Raw genomic sequence first — 25,927 nt, 5'->3', positions numbered from 1 at the left:
CTACGCGCCGTAGTAGAAGTCGTCGCCGGGAACGGCGCCGCCCACGGCCTCCGCGTTCTGGTCGGCGAGGACCGCGAGGTAGCCGGAGAGGCGCTCCTTCATGTCCTCGCCGGTCACGCAGACGATGTTGCACTCGGGCAGGGCCTTCTCGGCCACGTGGGCCGGCACGATGTCGTAGTCGCCCACGAGCTGCGCGGCGTCCGCCACGTTCTCGTTCACGAAGTCGACGGACTCGGCGTAGTGCGCCAGGAACGCGTCGACGGCGGCGGGGTTCTCGTCGGCGAAGGCGGAGCGGACGACGGCGACGCCGGTGATCATGGAGCTCGTCTCGTCACCGGTCTGGACGCGGTCCCACTCCTCGGTGAGGTCGAGCGCCACGCGGATCTTGTCGTTCTGCGCCTGGGCGGTGGTCACGAAGGGCTGCGGCAGCATCGCCACGGCCTCGCCCTCGGCGGTCGCGAGCGCCTGGACGCACTCGGCGTGCTCGCTCTTCCACTCGATGGTCACGTCCTCGCCGACGGTGAGCCCGTTCTTCTCGAGCACGTACTGGAGGCCGTACTCGGGCGTGGAGCCCTTGCCGGAGGCGTAGATCGTCTTGCCGCGCAGGTCCTCGACGCTTCTGACGGTGTCGCCCAGCTCGCAGATGTAGAGCACGCCGAGCGTGTTGATCGCGATGACGCGGACGCCGCCCTCGGTCTTGTTGTAGAGCGTTGCCGCGAGGTTGGCGGGCACGGCGGCGATGTCGACGCCCTCCTTGGCGATGAGCGGGGTGATCTCGTCCGGGGCGGCGTAGATCTCGAAGGTGTAGTCGTTGTCCGCGAGGTTGCCGGCGTCGACCTCGCTCATGAAGCGCACGAGGCCCATGGCGGTCGGGCCCTTGAGGGCCGCGGTGCGCACGGCGACGGGTTCGGCGTCGGCTGCGGGCTCCTCCTCGGCCGCGGGCTCCTGGGCGGTCGTGCCGCAGGCCGCGAGCGCGAGCGACGCCGAGCCGGCGCCGGCGATCTTCAGGAACGTCCTTCTGTCAACTCTCATGGTGAGCCTCCCTATCGTTGATATGCGATTAAAACGATAGCACTACGAGGCTGACGCCGACCGCTGGTCGGGGCTGGGGGCGCCGAGCGGCCCTACGAGCGGACCTCGAACTTGGTCCCGCACTTGGGACACGTCACGCGCAGTCGGCCCTTGCCGCGCGGCACGCGGACCTTCTGGCGGCACGAGCCGCAGCGCACGTGCTTGTAGGCGCGCAGCTCGCCCCAGGCGGCGCGCGGGTTCTGTACCCAGGGGCGCGCGGGGCCGAGCGCCTTCAGGAACGCCTCGTTCTCATGGGCGCGGGTACCGAGGTTCCTGGACTGGATCCGGAACATCGAGTACGCCACGAGCAGAAGCGCCGCCCAGCCGAGCCAGCCCGTGCGCAGCAGCGCGTTCACCAGCAGGACCACGATGGCCAGGTTCACGCAGAAGACGGCGAGGTCGTCCGGCCCCTGCCTCCCGCGAAGCCACTCCGCCACCTTGCGTTGCCAGTCACCCGACGCCATCTCCGCTCCCCTCTCGTTGGTCAACGGTTGTAAACGTACCCCGTTCGGGCATGAACGATACCGCGGCTCCGAGCGCCCGCAAACCCCTGCCGCGCCCTCCTTTGCCCCTCCTTTTGTCCCCCCCTTCCCCTTCCGGGTATGTACACTGCTTCAAAATTGATGTTCTTCTCGACAAGCGCTCTACCTGCTGGTTTGCGCTTACCACGCACAAAATCAAAGTTGCAACAGTGTACATACCCTCAAAGGGGGGCAGCGGCAGAGGGCGAGGGGCGACGCAAAAAGCGGGGCCACCCTCAGGTGACCCCGCTCCTAGACGCGTTGGCGAGAAGGGCTACTCCTCGACGGTCTCCTCGGCCTCGACGGCCTCGGGCTCGGCCTCAACCTCAGCCTCGGCCTGCTCGCTCTCGGGGAGCGGCTTGACCTCGACCTCGGTACCGAGGGTCTCGGCGGCGGCCTTCATGGAGAGGGAGATGCGACGACGGTCGAGGTCGATCTCCATGACCTTCACCTGGACGGTGTCGCCCACGGCGCAGACCTGGGACGGCTGGTCGACGTGGGTCTTGGCCATCTCGGAGATGTGCACGAGGCCCTCGACGCCCTCACCGAGGTCGACGAACGCACCGAAGGTGACGAGCTTGGTGACGGTACCCTCGACGATGGCGTCGACCGGGTACTTCTTGACGAGGGAGCGCCAGGGGTCCTCGGTGGTCTGCTTGAGACCGAGGGAGATGCGCTCGCGGTTGAGATCGACGTCGAGCACCTGGACCTCGACCTCCTGGCCGACCTTGACGACCTCGGAGGGGTGGTTGACGTGGTTCCAGGAGAGCTCGGAGATGTGCACGAGGCCGTCGATGCCGCCGAGGTCGACGAAGGCGCCGAAGTCGACGATCGAGGAGACGGTGCCCTTGAGGCGCATGCCGACCTGGAGCTTGGAGAGGATCTCCTGGCGCTCGGCCTTGCGGGCCTCCTCGAGGACGACGCGACGGGAGAGGACGACGTTGTTGCGGTTGCGGTCCATCTCGATGACGCGGGCCTCGATGCGGGTGCCGAGGTAGGCGTTGAGGTCCTTGACGCGACGGAGGTCGACGAGGGAGGCGGGCAGGAAGCCGCGCAGGCCGATGTCGAGGATCAGGCCGCCCTTGACGACCTCGATGACCTCGCCCTCGACGGTCTCGCCGGAGTTGAACTTCTCCTCGACGGCGTTCCAGGCGCGCTCGTACTCGGCACGCTTCTTGGAGAGGACCAGACGACCCTCCTTGTCCTCCTTCTGGAGAACGAGAGCCTCGATCTCGTCGCCCATGGCGACGACGTCGGCGGGGTTGACGTCCTTGCGGATGGAGAGCTCGCGGGAGGGGATGACGCCCTCGGACTTGTAGCCGATGTCAAGCAGGACCTCGTCGCGCTCGATCTTCACGACGGTGCCGGTGACGAGGCCGCCCTCGTCAAAGTCGGTCACGGTGCCGTCGATGAGGTTGCTCATCTCCTCGTCGGAGATGTCGTCCAGCGCGAAGATGGACGAGTTCTGAATCTCACTCAAAAGTGGACCCCTTTCGAACTTCGGGGCCCCGGTCGTCATGGTCGCTGCCTGCAGTGCCAAGTCGCGGCGTCTACGTGGAAACTTACATGCTCTCGGGGGCCGACAGATACGGTTGTGCGGGCCCTATGCCCACACGAACGATAGAGTAGCGTTTTTCGCGTATGATTTTCAAGCGCGGAGAACGGGTATTCTCTAATTTCCGCAAGACGTCGGCAAAGGGACGGGAGGTGGTGCGCGCGTGATCAGAGCGGTGCTCTTCGACCTGGACGACACGCTGCTGAGGCTCAACCTCACGGCGTTCATCGCCCGCTACGTGGCCGGTGCCTCCCGCCTGCTCGCCAGCGTCGCCCGGACGACCCCCGTCGCGCTCGGCGTCCCCTACGTCCGCGCGTTTCTCGCCATGGACGCGCAGGACCGCGAGGACTCCCTCACCAACGAGCAGCTCTTCAACAAGACCATGCTCGAGGCCTGCGGCATCCCGCTCGACGACCCGGTGATCGCCGACCTCATGACCTACTACGAGGAGCGGATCGTCCCCGGCTTCTCGAGCGGCGTCGTGGCGGCACGCCCCGTGCCCGGCGCCCGCGAGGCCATCGAGGCCGTGCACGACGCGGGCCTGATCTGCGCGCTCGCCACCAACCCCACGTTCTCGCTCGCGTGCGACCGCGCCCGGATGGGCTGGGCCGGCGTGGACGAGAAGGACTTCGCGCTCGTCTCGACGTACTCGAACTCCACGCGCTGCAAGCCGAGCACGCGCTACTACCAGGAGTTCGCCAACCAGCTGGGCGTGCGGCTCGAGGAGTGCCTGATGGTGGGCAACGACGCCGTTCGCGACATCGTGCGCGACGGCTGCGGCCTGCGCACCGCCTACGTCGGTCACGGGCGCCCGCGCGGCGCCGTCTGGCGCGGCCCCATGGAGCGCCTGGCCCGCGAGCTGCCCGACCTCGTCGCCCGCCTGGACGAGCAGGACGCGTAGCCGCGCATTTCCAACAAATTGCGATGCTGCGTTCCCCCAGGGGTCCTCTGGAACGCAGCATCGCAGATCTCTGGCCGAGACGCCTAAAAAGGACGTCTCTTCTCGCTAATGCGTTCTTGTGAGCCCGCGGGAGAACGCAACATCGTGCGTTTCCGGCAATCTTCGATATTGCATGGGCGCAAAGCGCCGGGTTCGGCGGGTCATGCGCTTCCGGGTGACTTCCGCATCCCGGAGGGACCCCTCTCGCGCAAACCTTCTCGGTTTTGGGAAACAAGTTTATGCGGTAGCGGGAATCCCGGCGTTTTGAGATAAAATATTTTCCCACAGTTCGCGAGAGTGCGCTGAACCGGCTGCATACGAGCCCTTCTTGACGCGCAGACATAAAACCCGTTTCTCAAAGCCAGGTAGGAGCGGCGGGACGGCTCCGAGGAGGAATCGGCGGCCGCAACCACCCCAAAGGCGGCGCCCGGCACGTCATGCGCGACGTGCCGGGCGCCCGTCAGAGGCTGTGAGCCGTCCCTACACCCAGAAGAGCATCTTGTTGTAGGTGGGCACGGGCCAGTAGTCGGCGCCGCAGATGCGCTCCATCGCGTCGACCGGGGCGCGCAGCGCGTCCATGGCGGGGAGCACCTCGTCGCGGTAGGCGTCACAGCGCGCCTGCGGGTCGGCGACCTCGCGCGCGGCGACGTTCGCCTCCTCGAGCGCGCGCGCCGCCTCGTCGATCTGCGCGATCCCCGCGGTGAGCGTCCGCACGAGGTCCTTCTCGACCTTGGCGTCGATGCCGATCTCGGCCTTGGTGGCCACGCTCGTGGCGAGGTCGCCCGAGTAGTCGGAGAGCGCGGGCACGTAGAGGTGGCGCGCCATGTAGACCATCGTGTTGGCCTCGATGTTGAGGAGCTTGGCGTACTGCTCGGCCTTGGAGACGTAGCGCGCGTGGATCTCGGCCTCGTCGAGCACGTGGTACTTCTCGTAGAACGCCACGTTCTCGGGCTTGGTCATGCACGGCAGCGCGTCCGGCGTGGTCTTGAGGTTGGGCAGCCCGCGCCGGGCGGCCTCGACCTCCCACTCCTCGGAGTAGCCGTTACCCTCGAAGAGCACGCGCTGGTGGTCGCGCAGGGTGTGGCGCACCCAGCGCAGGGCGAGGTTGGTGAACTCGTCGCCGGTCTTGCCCTCGAGCTTGGTGGCGAAGCGGTCGCACTGCTCGGCCACTGCGGTGTTGAGGACCACGTTGGGATCGGCCAGGTTCTGCTGGCTGCCGCACATGCGGAACTCGAACTTGTTGCCGGTGAAGGCGAAGGGCGAGGTGCGGTTGCGGTCGGTGGAGTCGCGCAGGAGGTCGGGCAGGGCGGGCACGCCCAGGTCCATGACCTCGGCCTCGTGGACCTCGGGCTCTTCCTTGTTGATGAGGGCCTCCACGATGGCGTGGAGCTGGTCGCCCAGGAAAACCGAGATGATCGCCGGGGGCGCCTCGTTGGCGCCGAGACGGTGGTCGTTGCCCGCGGAGGCCACGGAGGCGCGCAGCAGGTCGGCGTGCTCGTCGACGGCCGCCACGAGCGCGGCGAGAAACACCAGGAACTGCAGGTTCTCGCTCGGCACCGCGCCCGGCTCGAGCAGGTTCTTGCCGTCGGCGCAGATGGACCAGTTGTTGTGCTTGCCGGAGCCGTTCACGTACTCGAAGGGCTTCTCGTGCTCGAGGCAGGCCAGACCGTGACGGGTGGCCATGAGCTTGAGCTTCTCCATCGTGAGGAGGTTGTCGTCGATGGCCAGCGACCCCTGCTCGAAGATCGGCGCCAGCTCGTGCTGGGACGGCGCGACCTCGTTGTGCTTGGTCTTGACCGGGACGCCGAGCTTCCAGAGCTCGTCGTCGACCTCCTTCATGAAGTCGTTGACGGTCGGGCGGATGGCGCCGAAGTAGTGCTCCTCCAGCTCCTGGCCCTTGACCGGCTCGCAGCCGAAGAGCGTGCGGCCGCAGTAGACGAGGTCGGGGCGCGCCTCGTAGTCCTCCTCCTTCACGAGGAAGTACTCCTGCTCGGGGCCGATCGTGGTGAAGACGCGCTTGGGCTCGCGGCCAAAGAGCGCGAGCACGCGCTTGGCCTGCTGCTCGAGCACCACCTGCGAGCGCAAAAGCGGCGTCTTCTTGTCGAGCGCCTCGCCGGTGTAGGAGACGAAGGCGGTGGGGATGCAGAGGACCTCGTCCTTGATGAAGGCCGGGCTCGTGGGATCCCAGGCGGTGTAGCCGCGGGCCTCGAAGGTGGCGCGCAGGCCGCCGCTCGGGAAGCTCGAGGCGTCCGGCTCGCCCTGAACGAGCTCCTTGCCCGAGAAGGACATGAGGATCGTGCCGTCGTTGATCGGCGTGAGGAAGCTGTCGTGCTTCTCGGACGTGATGCCCGTGAGCGGCTGGAACCAGTGCGCGAAGTGCGTGGCGCCCTTCTCGAGCGCCCACTCCTTCATCGCGTGCGCGACCTCGTTGGCGATGTCGAGGTCGAGCGGCTTGCCGTCGTCGATGACCTGGCGGAGCTCCTTGTACGTCGGCTTGGGGAGCCGCTCCTGCATCACCGCGTCGGTGAACAGCAGGCTGCCGTACTCCTGCGAGACCCTGTCCTTGCCCATGTGCGCCCCTTCTCTCGGCGGTGTGGCTTACGGCCGAATACTCTACGGGCCCATTGTTTCACAGCCGTTGCGCCAACGTGAAGCGCGGCGCATGGTTTGGTTGCATCTTCAGGGCCATTTCATGGCGAGAAGGGCACGGGCCTCACAGCCAGACGAGCTCGGCGGGACCGTCCCCGGCGGGCTCCGGCGGGGAGTCGTCGCTCTTCGCGCCCCACTCCAGCGACTCCTCGAGCCACGGGCGCGGGGGCGTCGCGGGCTCGAAGGCGGCCTCATGGCCGTCCTCAAGCCACACGATGCCGTTCCTGTCGTCCGGTCCGCCCATGTCAGAGCCCCAGCGCGTCGGCAACCTCATCCACGCAGGCCAGCGCATCGGCGATCGCGCTCACCACGAGCGAGGACCCGCTGCGCACGTCGCCGGCGAGAAAGACCGGCGTGTCGCCGGCAGACGCCGCGCGATGCGCGCTCTGACCCGGCGCCGGCAGCCCGCGCTCCCCCACGCCCACGCCCAGGGCGTCCAGCACGCCGCGCTCCGGGCCCGTGAAGCCGCAGGCCACGAGCACGAGCTGCGCGGGGATCTCCCGCTCGCTGCCCGCCACGCGCTCGGGACGGCCGCCCGACCAGTCGAGGTCGGCGACGGTGAGGCCGCGCACCGCGCCCGCCTCGTCGAGAAGGACCTCGAGCGTGTCCACGCCCCAGGAGCGCATCTCGCCGCCCATGAGCTCGATGGCCTCCTGCTGGCCGTAGTCCGTCTTGAGCGTGGCGGGCCACTCGGGCCAGCGCGTGGCACCCGGCCCCGGCTCGGCGGGACGCGGCAGGAACTCGATCTGCCGCACCGAGCGCGCGCCCTGGCGCACGGCGGTGCCGAGGCAGTCGTTGCCCGTGTCGCCGCCGCCGATCACCACGACGTCGAGCCCCTCGGCGCTCACCGCGGGCTCGCCTCCGTCGAGCAGCGAGCGCGTAGAGGCCGTGAGGTAGTCCACGGCCCAGACCACGCCACCCGAGGCGAGACCCTCCTCGAAGCCCGCCGCCGAAAGACCGCGCGGCACGCGCGCGCCGGCGGCCAGGACCACCGCGTCGGATTCCGCGAGCAGCTCCCGCGCCACGTCCTTCTCGGCCGCGTCCGTGTTCAGGCGAAACTCGATGCCCAGCTCCTCCATGAGCGCCACGCGGCGCGCGACCACCTCCTTGGGGAGCTTCATGTTGGGGATGCCGTACGTGAGCAGGCCTCCCGCGCGGTCCGCCCGCTCCACGACCGTCACGCGGGCCCCTCGGCGGGCGAGCTCCCAGGCGGCCGCGAGCCCGGCGGGGCCGGAGCCCACCACCGCCACGCGCGGGGCATCCGGGGCGGCGGGCGAGAAGCGCCGTGGCCCGCCGTGCGCCCACTCCCAGTCCGAGATCGCGCGCTCGTTGTCGTGGATCGTCTCGGGCTCTCCGTGGCACCCCAGGTTGCAGGCAGCCTCGCAGAGCGCCGGGCACACGCGGCTCGTGAACTCCGGCAGCGGGGAGGTGAGCGCCAGCCGCTCCGCCGCCTCGCGCCAGAGCCCCCGGTAGACGAGGTCGTTCCACTCGGGGATGAGGTTGTGGAGCGGGCAGCCGCTCGGGCGCGCCCCGCCGAACGAGACGCCCGCCTGGCAGAACGCGACGCCGCAGTGCATGCAGCGGCTCGCCTGCGCGCGCCGGACGTCCGCACCCGGCTCCTCGTAGAGCTCCTCGTAGTCGCGCACCCGCTCCTCGATCGGGCGCAGCTCGTGGGCGCGCCGGCCCACCGTCAGAAACGCTCCCGGCCTGCCCATGCTAGCCCTCCCTCATGACGTCGAACGCGCGCTCGAGCGCGGCCTCGTGGGTCTCCCCCGCCGCCTCCGCCTCGGCCACCAGGCCGAGGACCCGCTCGTAGTCGCGCGGGATCACCTTCACGAAGCTCCGTCGGACCTCGTCGAACTGGTAGAGCAGCTTGATGCCGCGCGGGCTCGCCGTGCGGCGCACGTGCTCCTCCACGAGCGCGCGCACGAGCTCGAGGTCCTTCTCGCCCGGCGCCTCGAGGTTCACGAGCTCGGGGTTGCAGCGGCCCGGGAGCGTGCCGAAGCGGTCGTAGACGTAGGCCACGCCGCCCGACATGCCGGCCGCGAAGTTGGGCCCGACCTCGCCGAGCACGACCACGCAGCCGCCGGTCATGTACTCGCACCCGTGCGCGCCCACGCCCTCCACCACCACGGTGGCGCCGGAGTTGCGCACGCAGAAGCGCTGGCCCGCGAGGCCGTTCACGAAGGCGCGACCGCCCGTGGCGCCGTAGAGGGCGACGTTGCCCACGATCACGTTCTCGTCGAACTTGTAGGTGGCGCCGTCGGCCGGCCGCACGGAGAGCACGCCGCCCGAGAGCCCCTTGCCGAAGTAGTCGTTGGCGTCGCCGGCCACGTTGAGCGTGACGCCCGCCGGCAGGAAGGCACCGAAGCTCTGGCCCGCGGAGCCCTCGCAGTCCACGGTGACGGAGCCCTCCGGCAGGCCCTCGGGGTGGGCCGCCGTGACGCGGCTGCCCAGGAGCGTCCCCACGCAGCGGTTGACGTTGTCCACGTCCGCGCGCAGCCGGATCGGCTCGAGGTGCTCGCGGGCATGCGCCGTGTAGGGCACGAGCAGCGTGGCGTCGAGCGTGCGGCCGAGCTCGGGGTCGGCGGCCATCTCCGGCAGGAAGCGGAGCGCGTCGGCGCCGGGGATCTTCCGCCCGTACTCGCAGACGGGCTCGGCGAGAAGGTCGGCGAGGTCCAGGCGGTTGGCCTTCCAGTTGGCCTCGCCGGCGACGGGCACCTGGCGCAGGCAGTCCACGCGACCCACCATCTCGTCCACCGTCCTAAAGCCCAGCGACGCCATGATCTCGCGCAGCTCCTCGGCGACGAACGTCATGAAGTTGACCACGTGCTCGGGCCTGCCCGCGAAGCGACAGCGCAGGCGCTCGTCCTGCGTGGCCACGCCCGCCGGGCAGGTGTCGCGCTGGCAGTCGCGCTGCATGAGGCAGCCGCAGGCGACGAGCGGCATTGTGGCGAAGCCGAACTCCTCGGCACCCAGAAGCGCCGCGATCGCCACGTCGCGCCCGCTCATGAGCTTGCCGTCGGTCTCGAGCACCACGCGCGAGCGCAGGCCGTTGCGCACGAGCGTCTGCTGCGTCTCGGCGAGGCCGATCTCGAACGGGATGCCGGCGTGGTAGATCGAGTCGCGCGGCGCGGCCCCGGTGCCGCCGTTGTGTCCCGAGACGAGGATCTTGTCGGCCCCGCCCTTGGCCACGCCCGTGGCGATGGTGCCCACGCCCGCGAGCGAGCAGAGCTTGACCGAGACGCGGGCCTCGGGGTTGGCGCACTTGAGGTCGAAGATCAGCTCGGCGAGGTCCTCGATCGAGTAGATGTCGTGGTGCGGCGGGGGCGAGATGAGGCTCACGCCCGGCGTGGACTGGCGCACCTCGGCGATCCAGGGATAGACCTTGCGCCCGGGCAGGTGGCCGCCCTCGCCCGGCTTGGCGCCCTGGGCCATCTTGATCTGGATCTCCGTCGCGGAGACCAGGTAGCGGCTCGTCACGCCAAAGCGGCCGGACGCGACCTGCTTGATCGCGGAGCGGGCGGAGTCGCCGCTTGCGCGCGGCGTCTCGCGCGCGGGGTCCTCCCCGCCCTCGCCGGAGTTGGAGCGGCCGTGCAGGCGGTTCATCGCGATGGCCAGGCACTCGTGCTGCTCGCGGCTGATGGAGCCGTAGCTCATGGCGCCGGTGTTGAAGCGGCGCACGATCTCGCTCGCGGGCTCGACCTCTTCGAGCGGGACGGGGTCGGCGGCGGGCGAGAAGCCCATGAGGTCGCGCAGGGTCACGGCGCGCCCGGGGCGGTGCACCCAGGCGGCGTACTCCTTGAAGAGGCCGTAGTCTCCCTCGCGGCAGGCGCGCTGCAGCAGGTAGATGGCCTTGGGGTCGATGAGGTGCTCCTCCGCGCCGGGACGCCACTTGGTGAGGCCGAGCGTGGGGAGCTGGCCCGGCGCCGGTATGCGCCCGAGCGCGAGCGCCGCGGAGTGACGCTCGTCGAGCAGACGCTGGAGGTCGTCCACCGTGAGGCCGCCAACGCGCGTGGCGGTGTAGGTGAAGCAGCGGTCCACGAGCTCCTCGGAGAGGCCCACGACCTCGAAGATCTGCGCGGAGTGGTAGCCCTGCATCGTGGAGATGCCCATCTTGGACATGATCGAGACGATGCCGGCCGTGACCGCGCGGTCGTAGCGACCGCAGGCCTCCTCGGGGTCGAGGTCGAGCTCGCCGCGCGCGCAGAGGTCGCGGACGCAGTCGTGGGCCAGGTAGGGGTGGATGCCGGAGGCCGAGAAGGACACGAGGCACGCGAAGTCGTGGGCGCAGATCGCGTCGCCCGTCTCCACCACGAGGTCGACGAGGGTGCGCAGGCCGCAGCGAATGAGGTGGCTGTGCACGCAGCCGAGGGCGAGCAGCGAGGGGATCGCCACCTCGCCGGCGGTGGCGCGATCCGAGATTACCACGATGTTGGCCCCCGAGCGCACGTCCTTCTCGACCTGCGCGGCCAGCGCGGCGAGGGCGCCGTCAAGCGCATGGGGACCACCCGCCGCCGGGTAGGTCGCGCAGGCGCTCGCCACGCGGAAGCCCGCGCGGTCGATCGCACAGATGCGGCGGAAGTCCTCGTCGGAGAGGATCGGGGCGTCCAGGCGCACGAGGCGGCAGCTGTCGCGACAGTCCTCGAGCAGGTTGCCGTGGTTGCCGAGGTAGAGCTTCGTGCTTGTGACGATGCTCTCGCGCAGCGCGTCGATCGGCGGGTTGGTGACCTGCGCGAAGAGCTGGTGGAAGTAGTCGAAGAACGAGCGGTCGCGCGTGGAGAGGCACGCGAGCGGCGCGTCCACGCCCATGGAGGCCAGGGGCACGGAGCCCCTCTCGGCCATGGGTCGCACGACCTCGTCCACGTCGTCGTAGTGCCAGCCGTGACTCGCGAGCCGCGCGGCGAGCGACTCGTCGGGCGCCGCCACGGGACCTGCCGAGGCCCGGCGCTCGGACAGCTTCGGCGCACAGGGCGCGCCTGCAGAACTCGCGGCGGACCTCGGCAGGTCCCGCGCCGGCGCGGGCAGGTCCGTAAGGTCGATCGTCTCCTCGTCGATCCAGTCGCGATAGGGCTTCTCGCCCGCCAGGCGGTCGCGTATCTCGTCGTTGCCGATCACGCGCCCGGCGACCGGGTCGACCTCGAGCATCTCGCCGGGGCCGAGGCAGCCGGCGCGCAGGATGTTGGCGGGGTCGACGTCGATGGTCCCCACCTCGGAGGCCAGTATCAGGCGGTCGTCGCGCGTCACGTAGTAGCGCGCGGGGCGCAGGCCGTTGCGGTCGAGCGCGGCGCCCAGCGTGCGGCCGTCCGTGAACACGATCGCCGCCGGGCCGTCCCAGGGCTCCATGAGCATGGCCTGGTACTCGTCGTAGGCGCGGCGCTTCTCGCCGAGCGCGGGGTTGTGGTCCCACGGCTCCGGCATCATGAGCGTGACCGCGCGGTCGAGCGGGCGCCCGTTCATGACGAGGAACTCGAGCACGTTGTCCAGGATCGCGGAGTCCGAGCCCTCGCGGTTGATGATCGGCATCACGCGCTCGAGGTCGGCGCCCAAGGCGGGCGAGTAGAGGCGCGGCTCGCGGGCGCGGATCCAGCTCACGTTGCCGCGCAGGGTGTTGATCTCGCCGTTGTGGATGAGATAGCGGTTGGGGTGGGCGCGCTCCCAGCTCGGGGTCGTGTTGGTCGAGTAGCGCGAGTGCACGAGGGCGAGCGCCGTCTCCACCGCGGCGTCGTTCAGGTCCAGGTAGAAGCGGCGCATCTGCGTGGCCACGAGCATGCCCTTGTAGACAATCGTGCGGGCGGACATGCTGCAGACGTAGAAGATCTTGCCGGCGAGCGCGGGCTCGGCGTCGGCCGCGCGCTCGATGGTGCGGCGGCAGACGTAGAGACGGCGCTCGAAGCCCTGGCCGCGGGACACGTCCTCCGGTCGGCGCAGGAACGCCTGATAGATGGTGGGCATGCAGGCGCGGGCCGTGGAGCCCAGGTCGTGCGGGTCCACCGGGACCTCGCGCCAGAACATGAGCGGCACGCCGCACTCCGCGCACCCCCGCTCGAAGACCTGGCGCGCGGTAGTGACGCCCGCCGGGTCGTCGTGCGGCAGGAAGAGCATGGCCACGCCGTAGTCACCCTCGTCAGGCAGGATGTGGCCCTCCTTCTGCGCCTCCTTGCGGAAGAAGCGATGCGGGACCTGGAAGAGCACGCCCGCGCCGTCACCGGTGTTGCGCTCGAGGCCCTTGCCGCCTCGGTGCTCCAGGTTCACGAGCACCGAGAGCGCGTCGTCGAGCGTCTGATGGCTGCGCCTCCCGTGCAGGTGCGCGATCGCACCGATGCCGCAGGCGTCGTGTTCGTAGCTCTCTCGATAGAGACCGCGGTCCATGGGACTCCCCTCGTTCGACTCCAAGGGGCAGTCTACGGCCGTGAGGGCGGGCACCGGGAAAAGCGAGACGAACTCGCTACGCGCTCGCCACGCGCCCGTTTCTCGCCCGCCATCCGCGCGACGCGCGCCGGAAACGGTCGCGAAACGCACGGCTCGCCCCGCCGCCGGCGGCAAGGTCCGGCGCTCAGACATCTTGGCGCAGAGGACGCGCCAAGAACTCGCGGCGGACCTTGCCGCCGGCGACGACGCAACTCCGCCTCACAGGTTTCCGTCGCCCTTCTCGCCTACAATCGAGGGGCAACCACAAGGAGGCCCCCATGTCTGACGCCACCCGCACCATCGCCGTCATCGACGGCAACTCGCTCATGCACCGCGCGTTCCACGCGATCCGCCAGCCAATGAACGCGCCGGACGGGCGCTCCACGAACGCCCTCTTCGGCTTCTTCAACATGTTCATCAAGATGGTGGACACCTTCCACCCCGATGGCGTGATCTGCGCCTTCGACAAGGGCAAGCCGCGCGTGCGCATGGAGATGCTGCCGCAGTACAAGGCCCAGCGCCCGCCGATGGACCCGGCGCTGCACGAGCAGTTCCCCATGGTGAAGGACCTGCTGCGCACGCTCGACGTCCCCGTGGCCGAGCTCGAGGGCTGGGAGGGCGACGACATCCTCGGCACCCTGGCGCGCCGCGGCGAGGCGGCCGGCTACGAGATGCTGCTGTTCACCGGCGACCGCGACATGTACCAGCTCTCCACCGAGCACGTCAAGATCGTCTCCACCCAGAAGGGCGTGAGCGAGGTCATGATCATGGACCCCGCCACGGTCGAGGACCTCTACCACGGCATCACGCCGGAGCTCGTGCCGGACTTCTACGGCCTCAAGGGCGACACCTCCGACAACATCCCCGGCGTTCCCGGCATCGGCCCCAAGAAGGCCGCGGCGCTGATCGTGCAGTACGGCAGTCTCGACGAGGTCATCGCCCACGCGGACGAGGTCAAGGGCAAGATGGGCGAGAACCTCCGCGCCCACATCGACGACGCCCTGCTCAGCCGCCGCGTGGCCACGATCCGCACCGACGCGCCGATCGATCTTGACCTCTCCGACGCGCGCTTCCCCACCTTCGACCCGGCCGAGGTGGCCCGCGCCTTCTCCGCCCTGGGCTTCACCGGCATGACCACGCGCCTCGTTCGCCTGGCCGGCTCGGACGCCGTGGCCGCGGCGAACGAAGCGCTCGGCGCGGGCACGACGCCCTCCGCAACCGCGGAGCTCCCCGCGCCCCTCGCCGGCGACGACGCCGTCGCGGCCCTGGAGGCGGCCCTCTCCGCCGGGGCGTGGGTCGGCTGCGCCGTCGACGACGACCGCGCCGAGGGGGCGCTCTTCGGCCTCTCCCACGTGCTCTGGTGCGCGACGGACGAGAAGGTCATGCGCGTCGAGGGCGACGCCGCGGACGCCCTTCTCGCCCGCCTCTTCCGCGAGGGGCGCGTGGTCTCGGGCGACGTCAAGGCGCTGCTCCACGTGGTCTGCCCCGCGGACTCCTCCGAGCCCGCCGCCGTGGACCCGCACGAGGTCGACCCCGCGCGGATCTTCGACGTCGCCGTCGCGGCCTACCTGCTTGACTCCGAGCGGAGCAGCTTCGAGCTCCCCGAGCTCGGCGAGGCCTTCCTGACCGAGCCCCTCCCCGCCCCCACCGACGAGCTCCCCACGGCCGCACTCGACGCGGTCTGCGCGCTGCGCCTCATGGGCGTGCTGCGCGAGCGCCTCGAGAAGGACGGCTCCGCCGGCCTGTTCGACGACATGGAGATGCCGCTGCTGCCGGTACTGGCGCAGATGGAGCGCGCGGGCCTCGGCGTGGACACGAGCGTGCTCGCCGCGCAGTCGGCCGAGCTCGGCGGCGAGATCGCCGGCATGGTCGAGAAGATCCACGCGGCCGCCGGCGAAAAGTTCAACATCGACTCCCCCATGCAGCTCTCCCACGTCCTCTTCGACGTGCTGGGCCTGCCCACCTACGGGCTCAAGCGCACCAAGCGCGGCTACTACTCCACCAACGCCAAAGTCCTCGCCGACCTCGCCGCGGAGCACGAGATCGTGGCCGACGTGCTGGAGTACCGCGAGCGCTCCAAGATCAAGAGCACCTACCTCGACGCCCTGCCCGCGCTCGTGCGCGGCGACGGCCGCATCCACACCACGCTCAACCAGACGGTCACCGCCACCGGGCGCCTCTCGAGCTCCGACCCCAACCTGCAGAACATCCCCACGCGCTCGGAGCTCGGCCACCGCGTGCGCCAGGCGTTCACGGTGCCCGAGGGCCACGTGTTTCTCGCCTGCGACTACTCGCAGATCGAGCTGCGCCTGCTCGCGCACCTCTCCGGCGACGAGCACCTGATCGCGGCCTTCTGCGAGGGCGCGGACTTCCACGCCGCCACCGCGGCGCGCGTCTTCGGCGTGGCCATCGACGAGGTCACGCCGCAGCTGCGCAGCCGCGCCAAGGCCGTGAACTTCGGCATCGTCTACGGCCAGCAGGCCTTCGGCCTGGCGAGCTCGCTCAAGATCGGCCGCGCCGAGGCGCAGGAGATGATCGACCGCTACTTTGCCGCCTACCCCGGCGTGCGCGCCTTCCTCGACGAGGCCGTTCGCGTGGCCCACGAGCGCGGCTACGCCGAGACGCTCTACGGGCGCAAGCGCCACATCCGCGAGTTCCAGCAGCGCAACCGCCAGCTCGTGGCCTTCGGCGAGCGCACGGCGATGAACCACCCCATGCAGGGCACCGCCGCCGACATCATCAAGCTCGCCATGGTCCAGGTGGAGCGGCGCCTGCACGAGGAGGGCCTGGCGTCCAAGCTCGTGCTGCAGATCCACGACGAGCTGGACCTCGAGGTCCCCGAGTCCGAGGTCGAGGCCGTGAGCGCGCTCGTACGCGAGACAATGGAGGGCGTGGTCACGCTCTCCGTGCCGCTGGTGGCCGAGGTCTCCTACGGCGCCAACTGGGCGGAGGCAAAGTAGTGGCAAGCTGGGCAGAGTTCGCTGCCGCCGGCGGAGCTGGCGAGAAGGGCGCGGATGGCGCGCTCATGCGCGTGGAGGCGTGGTCGGACGGCTCGTCGCGCGGCAACCCGGGGCCGGGCGGCTACGGCGCGGTCCTGCGCTACACCGGTCCCGACGGCGTCGCGCACGAGCGCGAGCTCTCCGCCGGCTACCGGCGCACGACCAACAACCGCATGGAGCTCCTGGGCGCGATCGTCGCGCTCGAGGCGCTGCGCCGCCCGTGCGCGGTCACGATGACGACGGACTCGCAGTACGTGGTCAACGCCTTCAACCAGCACTGGATCGCGGGCTGGCAGCGGCGCGGCTGGAAGACCGCGAGCAAGCAGCCCGTGAAGAACGTGGACCTCTGGCAGCGCCTGATCGCGGCCTGCGAGCCGCACGAGGTCGCGTGGGTCTGGGTGAAGGGCCACGCCGGCCACCCCGAGAACGAGCGCTGCGACGAGCTGGCCACGGCCGCCGCCGACGGCGCGGACCTGCTGGAGGACGCCGGCTTCGAGGGATAGTTCTTCTCGCCTCCCCGCGCCCCGGTCACGCCGAGAAAGACAACCTGACCAAAATCGGGCCCCCAGGGGCCTCGTTTTGGGCGAAATGTCTTTCTCGGCGCCTTTTTCGCCCGGCGAGAAGAACGGGCCGCCCCGGACGCTTCCGGGACGGCCCGCTGCCGCACGCTCTTCTCGCCTGACGCGGTGCCTAGAGCACGTGCACGTCGTCGGCCGTGAAGTTCACGAAGGCCTCGTCGCCGACCTCGTAGATCTTGTGGTTCTTGGGGTTGAAGTCGGTGATCTTGACCAGCGTGTCGCCGACCATGACCTGGTAGTTCTGGTAGTTGCCCATGAAGCGCGAGAGCGTCACCTTGCACGGGAGCACGCCCTCGTCGGTGAGGTGCGCCGCCTCGGGGCGCAGCACGAGCACGCAGTTGTTGCCCACGGAGAGGTGGCCGACGCTGGCGACCTCGACAGAGTGCCCCTCGATCGTGGCCACGCCGGACTCGCCGTCCTTCTCGGAGAGCGTGCCGCGCAGGAAGTTGGACTCGCCGATGAAGTCGGCCACGAACTCGTCCACGGGGTGGTAGTAGACCGTGTGCGGGTCGCCGATCTGGTCGACGACGCCCTTCTTCATGATGATGATGTTGTCGGAGAGCGCCATGGCCTCGGACTGGTCGTGCGTGACGTAGATGGCGGTGATGCCGGCCGCCTGCTGGATGCGGCGGATCTCGTTGCGCATGTCAACGCGGAGCTTGGCGTCGAGGTTGGAGAGCGGCTCGTCGAAGAGCAGCACGCCCGGCTCGATCACCAGCGCGCGGGCGAGCGCGACGCGCTGCTGCTGGCCGCCGGAGAGCTGGTTGGTCATGCGGTCCTCCATGCCCTCCAGGCCGACGAGCTTGAGGATCGCGTGGACCTTCTCGGAGATCTCCTCCTTGGGCAGCTTGCGGAGCTTCAGGCCGTAGGCCACGTTGTCGAAGATGTTGTAGTGCGGGAGCAGCGCGTAGCTCTGGAAGACCATCGCGGTGTCGCGCTTGTTGGGCGTGAGCTCGTTGATGGGCTCGCCGCCGAGGTAGATCTCGCCCTCGTCCGGGCTCTCGAAGCCGGCGATCATGCGCAGGATCGTGGTCTTGCCGCAGCCGGAGGGGCCGAGCAGCGTCACGAACTCGCCCGGGGCGATGTCGATGTTGGCGTCGTGGACCGCGTAGAAGTCCTTCTTGGTCTTGGGGTCCTGGTAGATCTTGGAGACGTGCTCCAGGCGCACGCCCTTCTTCTCCTTGGCCATGACGTTATGCCTCCTCGGTGTACTTGCTGGTTCCAAAGTGCTTGATGGCGAGGTTCATGAGCAGAACCGAGCCGTAGGTGATGGCGATAAGAATCGTGGCGAACGCGCACGCGATGCCGTAGGAGCCCTTCTCGGCGAACTCGTTGATCTGCACCGTAATGAGGAAGAACTGCGGGGTCACGAGCAGGATGATCGCGGAGATGGCCGTGATCGAGCGCACGAACGCGGTCACGAGGCCGGAGAGGAACGAGTCCTTGATGAGCGGCAGCGTCACCGTGCGGAAGACCGTGAAGCTGTCCGCGCCCATGTCGTAGGCGCTCTCCTCGATCGACTTGTCGATCTGGCGCAGCGCCGAGATGCCCGAGCGCGTGCCCGTGGGCAGGGAGCGCACGATGAAGACGATCACCAGGATGGCCGCCGAGCCGTAGAGGCCCTGGAGGAACCCGGTGCGGAAGACGCCAGCGGAGAAGCCGCGGATGAAGCCGACGCCCAGGACCGTGCCGGGGACGGCCATCGCGAGCATCGAGACGAACTCGATGAAGCCCTTGCTGCGGAAGTTCCGCTTGACCACCAGGTAGGAGATAATCATCGAGAGCAGCGCCGTGAGCGGCGAGGCTATGAGCGACAGCACGAAGGAGTCGCGGAACGCCTCGAGGCCGTGGTAGCGCTCGAAGACCTGGATGAACCACTTGGGCGTGAGCGTGAAGTCGTAGCCCCAGGTCTTGAACAGGGCGCCGAAGGGCACGCAGATGTACATGATCACGACGAACAGGGCGATGACGCCGCACAGGATGGTGAGCGGCAGCGTCACGGAGCGGTCGGTAATCAGCATGCGGGCGCGCGAGGCCTTGCCGGTGAGGGTGGCCGTGCTCTTGGCCTCGAGCACGTACTTCTGCACGATGAACATGAGCAGCGTGATGCACAGGAGCACGACGGCCATCGCGGCCGCGCCCTCCTTGTCGTAGGCGCCCGTGATCTGCAGGTAGATCGTCGTGGCGAGCGTGTCGTAGGAGCCGCCGATGATCATGGGGTTGGCGAAGTCGGCGATCGACTCGATGAAGGTGACGAGAAACGCGTTGCCCAGGCCCGGGAGCACGAGCGGCAGCGTGACGGACGTGAAGACCTTCCAGCGGGAGGCGCCCATGTCGCGCGCCGCCTCCTCGAGCGACGGGTCGATGTTCTTGAGCAGGCCGCGCAGCATCATGTAGCACACGGGGAAGAACGTGAGCGTCTGGACCACGAAGATGCCCCAGAAGCCGTAGACCGAGTTGTCGTAGATGCCAAGCAGGTAGCGCGTGATGATGCCGGCCTTGCCGAAGAGCATGATCACCGAGAGGGAGAGCACGAACGGCGGCGAGACCACCGGCAGCATCGAGACGACCTTGAAGAGGCCCGAGAGGAAGCGCGTGCGCAGCTTCACGTAGACCTCGACGTAGGCGAACAGCAGGCCCACCAGCGCAGAGGCTACGCTCACGAGCAGGCCGACGGAGAGCGTGTTGGTGATGGCCGTGGTGAAGGTGTGCATCTCGAAGATGCGCTGGAAGACCTCCAGGCTCGGCCCGCGCTCGGTGATGAAGCTGTCCACCAGAAGGATCGCCAGCGGGTAGAGGATGAACAGCGTGAGGAACGCGATCAGCACCACGATCGTGGTGACCATGATGGGATCTGCCAGGAGCTTCTTCCTGTCAAGAGAGGCACTTTGCGATCTTGCCATAAGCGGGCCTTCCTCGTGTGGTTCCGACGTGCGAGCGCCGGGCGGATGATTGTGCACCCGCCCGGCGCGCTGTTGCTCACGTGACCGCGTCAACGTGGGACGAGAAGAACCTCAGGCCTTACGCGTCCTCGGTCTCGAAGCGGTCGTCGCCGCCGCCGAGGGCCTCCATGACCTCAGCGACGTAGGTGTCGGTGTTGGCCTTGGCATCCTCGAAGTCGTAGTCCATCGTGTTGTTCGGGTCGAGGCCGAACTCAGTGGCGATCTCGGGCTGCTCGGCGTTGTCGATGACCAGGAACTGGTAGGAGCCGTTCTGGGCCGCGAGCTCGACGCACTCGGGCGAGAGGGCGTACTCGATCCAGAGCTTGGCGGCGTTGGGGTGCTTGCAGCCCTTGAAGATGGCCGTGGCGCCGACCTCGCAGGAGGTGCCGGAGGACGGGACGACGAGCTCGATGTTCTCGTAGCCCTGGTCCACGATCTGGAAGATGCCGTCGTGGAGGAAGCCGAGGCCGATCGTGCACTCGCCGGTGCCGATGTTCTTGGACGGGCCGGAGCCGGACTTGGTGTAGACCTGGACGTTCTTGTCGAGGTCGACGAGGAACTGGATGCCCTCGTCGTGGCCGTACTTCTGGATCATCGTGTTGACGATCAGCTTAGCGGTGCCGGCAGTGTTGTAGTTGGAGGACCAGATCAGACCCTTGTACTGCGGGTCGGTGAGGTCCGCGAAGTCAGCCGGCGGGGTGACGCCCAGGCGCTCGACCTCGTCCTTGTTGTACATGATGCCCAGCAGGCCGGTGTAGATGCCGTACCAGTTGCCGTCGGCGTCCTGGTACTTGGGGTCGGTGATGTGGCTGGCGTTGGCGGCGGCGTAGGGCTCGAGCAGGCCCTCGGCGGTCACGACGTTGTACGGGTCGGTGGTGCCGCCGAACCAGACGTCGCCGGAGGGGTTGCCGTTCTCCTCCTCGATCTTGGCCTGGACCTCGCCCGTCGAGAGGCGCTGCTGTTGGACCTCGATGCCGAAGAGCTCGCTGAAGTGGTTGCAGGCGGCCGCGAGGTAGTCCTCCTCGCAGGAGCCGTAGACGACGAGGGTGCCCTCCTCCTGGGCGGCCTTGATGAGGTCCTCGGAGGCACCGACGCTGTTCTCGGCGACCTGGCCGTCGGCGGCCTGCTGCTCGCCGCCGCCACCGCCGCAGCCGACGAGGCCCAGACCGGCGACCGTGGCAGCGCTTGCGGCGATGAAGTTCCTACGAGAGACGTTAGCCATAGCTTGTTCCTTCCCTTCGAGCCGCCCCGCGGACGCGGGGCTCATTCCCGTCTTTCTTTATAGTGCGCTTACGGATTGCTTACACAACGTTTCCGGCAAGCGGCGGATGTAATGGGCGGACGGTGCGCCTCACGTGGGCATCGTTGCCCGTGCGGACCGCGGGGCGCGGCCCTTCTCGGCGCTCCCCCAACCCGGCGATGCGCTACCCTAGTGGTACTGCCGAGAAGCACCGCGCGTCGGAAGGGAAGCCCATGCCCGCGCTCATCACGCACCACATATTCGGCGAGGACATCGCCTCCGAGCTGCCCGCCGGCCTCGTCACCGGCGAGGAGGAGCTGATCGCGTTTTTGCTGGGCAACCAGGGGCCCGACCCGCTCTTCGCGCGCTTCTCGACGCTGCCCGGCCGCGTCGCCGCGTGCCGCGAGCTCGCGGAGAGGATCCAGTCGGGTCGCGTCACGAGGACGTTTCTCGCCGTGCGCGAGGGCGTCGGCCACCTCCCCGTCACCGACGGGCGGATCGGGCGGGCATTCGCGCTCGGCCTGCTGGGGCACTACGCGCTCGACCGCGCGACGCACCCCTTCGTGATCGCGCAGGAGCGGGCGATCGCGGCGGCCGGGACTGGCCTCGCGGGCAGCGAGCGCGAGGTGCACGCGGTGATCGAGTCCGACCTGGACTCCTGGATCCTGTGGGAGAAGCGCCGCGCCACGACCGAGGAGCGGCCCGCCGCCGGCAACCTCATGCGCACGCCGCGCACCGAGCGCGTCGCCGGGGCCCTGCTCTCGCAGGTCGCGCTGTCGGTGTACGGCACGGTCGTCGGGCCGCGCGAGTACGGCGCGGCGGTGCGCGACTACGAGCTCCTCTACCGCGCGGTCGAGCCGGCGGGCTCGGTGCGCGCGCGGCTCCTGGGCGCGGCCGAGCGGCTCGTGCGCCCGCACTCCCTCCTGGAGGCGTCGGCCCACTACGTGCGCCGCACGGACGAGTGCGCCGCCGCCAACCTCGAGCGCCGCGCGTGGCGCCACCCCTTCACGGGCGAGGCCCGCACCGACACCTTCGCCGACCTCTTCGACGAGGCGCGCCTCGCCTACCCGGCGCTCGCCGAGGCGTTCGTGCGCGGCGACGAGGCCCGGCTGCGCGAGCTCGTGGGCGGCGTCAACTACGAGGGGCGCCCCGGCTCCGACGACTGACGCGGCGCGCGTGGGTTAAAACGACCGCATCGTCCCCGTTCTTCTCGGCGTGCGGGTTAAAACGACCGCATCGTCCCCCTTTTTTGAGACGTTTGGAGGGGGACGACGCGGTATTTCTAACCCGAACGGGCTCCCAGAGGGGGGCGACGCGGTATTTCTAACCAGAGCCGCCGCCCGCACCTAGTCCAGCTCCTTGGCGCCGGTCCAGAGCTGCCAGTACTCGCCGCGGGCGGCGAGAAGCTCCTCGTGCGTGCCGCGCTCCACGATCCGCCCGTGCTCCAGCACCATAATCGCATCGGCGTTGCGGACCGTGCTCAGCCGGTGCGCGATCACGAAGACCGTGCGTCCCGCCATGAGCGCGTCCATGCCGCGCTGGATGAGCGCCTCGGTGCGCGTGTCGATGCTGGAGGTGGCCTCGTCGAGGATCAGCACCGGCGGGTCCGCCACGGCCGCCCGCGCGATGGCCAGGAGCTGCCGCTGTCCCTGGGAGAGGTTGGCGCCGTCCGCCACCACGGGCGTGTCATAGCCGCGCGGCAGGCGCGAGATGAAGCCGTCCGCGCAGGCAAGCCGGGCCGCCGCGCGCACCTGCTCGTCGGTGGCGTCCAGCTTGCCGAAGCGGATGTTGTCCGCGATCGTCCCCGCAAAGAGGTGCGTGTCCTGCAGCACGATGCCGAGCGAGCGGCGCAGGGACGCCTTCTCGATGTCGCGCACGTCGATGCCGTCGTAGGTGATCACGCCGGAGCGCACCTCGTAGAAGCGGTTGATGAGGTTGGTGATCGTGGTCTTGCCCGCGCCCGTCGAGCCCACGAAGGCGATCTTCTGGCCCGGCTTGGCGTAGAGCGAGAGGTCCGCGAGCACGGTCTGCCCCTCCTCATAGCCAAAGTCCACGTGGTAGAACTGCACGTCTCCCTGGAGCGGCACGTGCTCGCCGCAGATCTCCCACGCCCAGCCCGCGGCACCGGCGGCGGCGCGGGCGGCCTCCACGTCGTCGGCGTGCACGAGGCGCACCTCGCCCTCGTCCACCTCGGGCGCAAGGCGCATGACCGAGAAGATCCGCTCCGCACCCGCGAGCGCCGTGAGCAGGAAGTTCCCCTGCTGGGTGAACTGGTTGAGCGGAGCGGCCGCCTGCCGCACGAAGACCAGGTAGCTCGCGAGCGAGCCCACGTCCGTAAGCCCGCGCACGGCGAGAAGAGCGCCCAGCACGCACACGATCGCGTAGTTCACGTAGCCCACGCAGACCGTCACCGGCACCATCGTGGCCGCGTAGGACTGCGCCGTGGTGCCTGCCGCCCGGAGGCGCTCGTTGAGCTCGGAGAAGCGCGCGACGTTGGCGTCCTCGTGGTTGAAGACCTTCACGACCTTCTGCCCGGCGATCATCTCCTCCACGTAGCCGTCGAGCCCGGCGAGCTCGGCCTGCTGGCGCGAGAAGAACCGGCTGCTGCGCCCGCCCGAGAACCGCACGTAGAGCGCGATCGCCGCGTCGCACGCAATCGTCACCAGCGTGAGGCGCCAGTCCAGCACGAGCAGCAGCACAAGCGTGCCCACGATCTGCACCGCCGCCTGCACGAGGTTGGCGAAGCTGTTGTTGAGGGCCTCGGAGACCGTGTCCACGTCGTTGGTGAAGTAGCTCATCACGTCGCCGTGGCGCGCCCGGTCGAAGAACGAGAGCGGCAGCCGCTCGATGTGCGCGAAGAGGTCGCGCCGGACGTCAAAGACCACGCGCTGCGCCGCGCGCACCATGAGCTGCGTGTAGCCCGCGGCCGACGCCACGCCCACCACGTAGATCACGGCGGCCACCGCCACGCCGCGGGCAAACGCCGCCTGGTCGCCCTCCCCCACGGCGTTCACGACGGGCTTGATCATGTACGTGCCGAGCAGGTTGGCAAGACCGGCCAGCGTGACGAGCACGGCCACCGCGAGCATAAGCCAGCGGGCGTGGCTCATGTAGGACAGGAGCTCGCGCAGCGTGGCGAGAAGGTCGTGCGGCCGCGAGGGAGCTGCGTTTCCGCGAGCGGGCATCTAGGACACCTCCCCGCTGATCCCGGAGCCGACCTGCGACTCGTAGATCTCCTGGTAGATGGGGTCGGTGGCGAGAAGCTCCTCGTGCGTGCCGCACGCGTGGACGCGCCCGTCGTCGAGCACCACGATCTTGTCGGCGTCCATCACGGACGCCACGCGCTGCGCGATCACGATCTTGGTGACCCCCGCGAGGCGCGCCAGGTTCTCGCGGATCGCGGCGTCCGTGGCCATGTCCACGGCGCTCGTGGAGTCGTCCAGGATGAGCACGCGCGGGTGCTTGAGCAGGGCGCGCGCGATGCACAGGCGCTGGCGCTGCCCGCCCGAGACGCCGGCGCCGCCCTGGCCGAGCACCCCGTCCAGCCCGCCGATGCGCTCCAGGAACTCGTCCGCGCGGGCGAGCCGGCACGCCTCGAGCATCTGCTCGTCGGTGGCGTCCGCGTCGCCCCAGGCCAGGTTCTCGCGAACCGTGCCGGAGAACAGCACGTTCTTCTGCAGCACCACCGCCACGGCATCGCGCAGCGCCGCGAGGTCGTAGGCACGCACGTCGTGACCACCCACGCGCACCGCGCCCGCAGTCACGTCGTAGAGCCGCGCCACGAGCTGCACGAGCGTGGTCTTGCCCGAGCCCGTGCCGCCGAGCACGCCCACGGTGGAGCCGGCGGAAATGTCCAGGCAGACGTCCGAGAGCACGTCCTTCTCGGCGTCCTGGGCATACTTGAAGCAGACGTGGTCAAAGACGACCGAGCCGTCCGGCACGTCCGTAAGCGCGCCCGGCGGCGAGACGAGCGTGGGCTCCTCGGCCAGCACCTCGCTCACGCGCTCCACGCTGGTCACGGCGCGGGCGAGCATGAGGAAGACGTTGGAGATCATCATCAGCGAGTTCACGATCTGCAGGACGTAGCTCATGAAGCCCGTGAACGCGCCCACGGTGAGCGTGCCGGCGAGGATCATCTGCCCGCCGAAGAGCAGGATGGCCACGCTGGTCGCGTACATGGCGCCCTGGAGGATCGGGACGTTCAGGACCGCGGTGCGGAAGGTGCGCGTGGCCGTGTCTGCCAGGTGCTCGTTCACGGCGGCAAAGCGCTCGGCGACGTGACCCTCGCGCACGTAGGCCTTGATCACGCGGATGGCGGCGAGGTCCTCCTGCAGAGCGTCGTTCAGCTGGTCCATCGCGCGCTGCAGCACGCGGTAGCGCGGCGCCACGCGCGCGACCACGGAGAACATGGCGACAGCAAGCAGCGGCACGACCACGCAGAACACTACGGCGAGCTCCGGCGACATCACGAAGGCGTAGACGATGCCCGCCACCAGCGCCGACGGACCGCGCACGAGCGGGCGCGTGCCCGTGACGAGCGCGTTCTGCACGACGGTGACGTCCGTGGTGAGGCGGGTCACGAGCGAGGAGCCCTCGAAGTCGTCGATGTTGGCGAAGGAGAAGGTCTGCAGGTGCGCGTACTCCGCCGCGCGCAGGTTGGCGCCCAGGCCCATCGCGGCGCGGGCCGAGAAGCGCGCGTAGGCCAGCCCCAGCGCGAGCGCGGCCGCCGCACAGAGGAGCATGAGGGCGCCGTTGGCGAGAACCACGTGCAGGTCAGCGGCCATGATGCCCTGGTCCACGACCTGCGCCATGAGAATCGGGATGAAGAGCTCGAGCGAGGTCTCGGCGGCCACACACAACACGGCCAGCAGGAAGTCCCGCCGATACGGCCCCAGGAACCGCGCTATGAGGCGCACGCCGTCCAAGCCGCCCCCTTACCGTCGCCTTACACCGTTATAGCGCAACGGGCGGACGAGAAGAACGGGCCCGCCGCCGCGATCGCGCGGAGACGGGCCCGGAGC

At 69.3% G+C, this 25,927-nt stretch carries 16 protein-coding genes; 4 read left to right on the top strand and 12 right to left on the bottom strand.

Annotated features, from left to right (window positions below; all coding sequences use genetic code 11):
- From INF26_RS02715 to rpsA, 3 genes are all read right to left on the bottom strand, one after another.
- On the bottom strand, positions 1-1,032 hold the full coding sequence (locus INF26_RS02715; protein WP_193529181.1) for an ABC transporter substrate-binding protein: 1,032 nt from the start codon (positions 1,030-1,032) through the stop codon (positions 1-3).
- Between the two features lie 92 nt (positions 1,033-1,124).
- Positions 1,125-1,535, bottom strand: coding sequence for a zinc ribbon domain-containing protein (locus INF26_RS02710; protein WP_193529180.1), 411 nt, complete (start codon positions 1,533-1,535; stop codon positions 1,125-1,127).
- Positions 1,536-1,866: 331 nt separating this feature from the next.
- On the bottom strand, positions 1,867-3,072 hold the full coding sequence (rpsA, locus tag INF26_RS02705) for a 30S ribosomal protein S1 (protein ID WP_193529179.1): 1,206 nt from the start codon (positions 3,070-3,072) through the stop codon (positions 1,867-1,869).
- Positions 3,073-3,310: 238 nt separating this feature from the next.
- Between rpsA and INF26_RS02700 the strand changes: the two genes are divergently transcribed.
- Positions 3,311-4,048 (top strand): HAD family hydrolase, encoded by a 738-nt coding sequence (locus tag INF26_RS02700; protein ID WP_193529178.1) that lies wholly within the window; start codon positions 3,311-3,313, stop codon positions 4,046-4,048.
- A 519-nt stretch (positions 4,049-4,567) separates the two neighbouring features.
- On the opposite strand, the gene INF26_RS02695 is transcribed toward INF26_RS02700, so the two are convergent.
- The 4 genes from INF26_RS02695 to gltB all read right to left on the bottom strand — a co-directional run bounded on the left by INF26_RS02695 (position 4,568) and on the right by gltB (position 13,108).
- The gene (locus INF26_RS02695; RefSeq protein WP_193529177.1) at positions 4,568-6,658 is read right to left on the bottom strand and encodes a glutamine synthetase III family protein; all 2,091 of its coding nucleotides are present in this window, start codon (positions 6,656-6,658) and stop codon (positions 4,568-4,570) included.
- 142 nt (positions 6,659-6,800) lie between these two features.
- Positions 6,801-6,980 (bottom strand): hypothetical protein, encoded by a 180-nt coding sequence (locus INF26_RS02690; RefSeq protein ID WP_193529176.1) that lies wholly within the window; start codon positions 6,978-6,980, stop codon positions 6,801-6,803.
- A gap of 1 nt (position 6,981) precedes the next feature.
- A complete protein-coding gene (locus INF26_RS02685; RefSeq protein ID WP_193529175.1) occupies positions 6,982-8,451 on the bottom strand; it encodes a glutamate synthase subunit beta in 1,470 nt (489 codons plus the stop codon).
- Between the two features lies 1 nt (position 8,452).
- Positions 8,453-13,108, bottom strand: a complete 4,656-nt coding sequence (gltB, locus tag INF26_RS02680; protein ID WP_193529174.1) for a glutamate synthase large subunit — start codon at positions 13,106-13,108, stop codon at positions 8,453-8,455.
- Between the two features lie 317 nt (positions 13,109-13,425).
- Between gltB and polA the strand changes: the two genes are divergently transcribed.
- Together polA and rnhA are read left to right on the top strand one after the other, a co-directional pair.
- A complete protein-coding gene (gene polA, locus INF26_RS02675; protein WP_193529173.1) occupies positions 13,426-16,107 on the top strand; it encodes a DNA polymerase I in 2,682 nt (893 codons plus the stop codon).
- A gap of 65 nt (positions 16,108-16,172) precedes the next feature.
- Positions 16,173-16,649 (top strand): ribonuclease HI, encoded by a 477-nt coding sequence (gene rnhA / locus INF26_RS02670; RefSeq protein ID WP_193529440.1) that lies wholly within the window; start codon positions 16,173-16,175, stop codon positions 16,647-16,649.
- Positions 16,650-16,836: 187 nt separating this feature from the next.
- Here the strand turns inward: rnhA and INF26_RS02665 are convergent, their stop codons facing one another.
- The 3 genes from INF26_RS02665 to INF26_RS02655 all read right to left on the bottom strand — a co-directional run bounded on the left by INF26_RS02665 (position 16,837) and on the right by INF26_RS02655 (position 20,888).
- Positions 16,837-17,913, bottom strand: coding sequence for an ABC transporter ATP-binding protein (locus tag INF26_RS02665; RefSeq protein ID WP_193529172.1), 1,077 nt, complete (start codon positions 17,911-17,913; stop codon positions 16,837-16,839).
- A 4-nt stretch (positions 17,914-17,917) separates the two neighbouring features.
- Positions 17,918-19,627 carry an ABC transporter permease gene (locus INF26_RS02660; protein WP_193529171.1) on the bottom strand — a complete coding sequence of 570 codons (1,710 nt, stop codon included), beginning with the start codon at positions 19,625-19,627 and terminating at the stop codon, positions 17,918-17,920.
- A gap of 118 nt (positions 19,628-19,745) precedes the next feature.
- Entirely contained in the window at positions 19,746-20,888 is a 1,143-nt protein-coding gene (locus INF26_RS02655; protein WP_193529170.1) for an ABC transporter substrate-binding protein, read from the bottom strand.
- 251 nt (positions 20,889-21,139) lie between these two features.
- Between INF26_RS02655 and INF26_RS02650 the strand changes: the two genes are divergently transcribed.
- On the top strand, positions 21,140-22,072 hold the full coding sequence (locus INF26_RS02650) for a zinc dependent phospholipase C family protein (RefSeq protein WP_193529169.1): 933 nt from the start codon (positions 21,140-21,142) through the stop codon (positions 22,070-22,072).
- 180 nt (positions 22,073-22,252) lie between these two features.
- Here the strand turns inward: INF26_RS02650 and INF26_RS02645 are convergent, their stop codons facing one another.
- Complete coding sequence (locus tag INF26_RS02645) at positions 22,253-24,091, bottom strand: ABC transporter ATP-binding protein (protein ID WP_193529168.1); 1,839 nt, start codon at positions 24,089-24,091, stop codon at positions 22,253-22,255.
- Complete coding sequence (locus INF26_RS02640; protein WP_193529167.1) at positions 24,092-25,831, bottom strand: ABC transporter ATP-binding protein; 1,740 nt, start codon at positions 25,829-25,831, stop codon at positions 24,092-24,094. It abuts the gene before it with no gap.
- Between the last annotated feature and the right edge of the window lie 96 nt (positions 25,832-25,927).

Source organism: Thermophilibacter gallinarum (genome assembly GCF_014982725.1).
Lineage (GTDB): Bacteria > Actinomycetota > Coriobacteriia > Coriobacteriales > Atopobiaceae > Thermophilibacter > Thermophilibacter gallinarum.
Note: the sequence above shows the minus strand (reverse complement) of the source record. Positions and strands in the feature narration are given on the sequence as shown.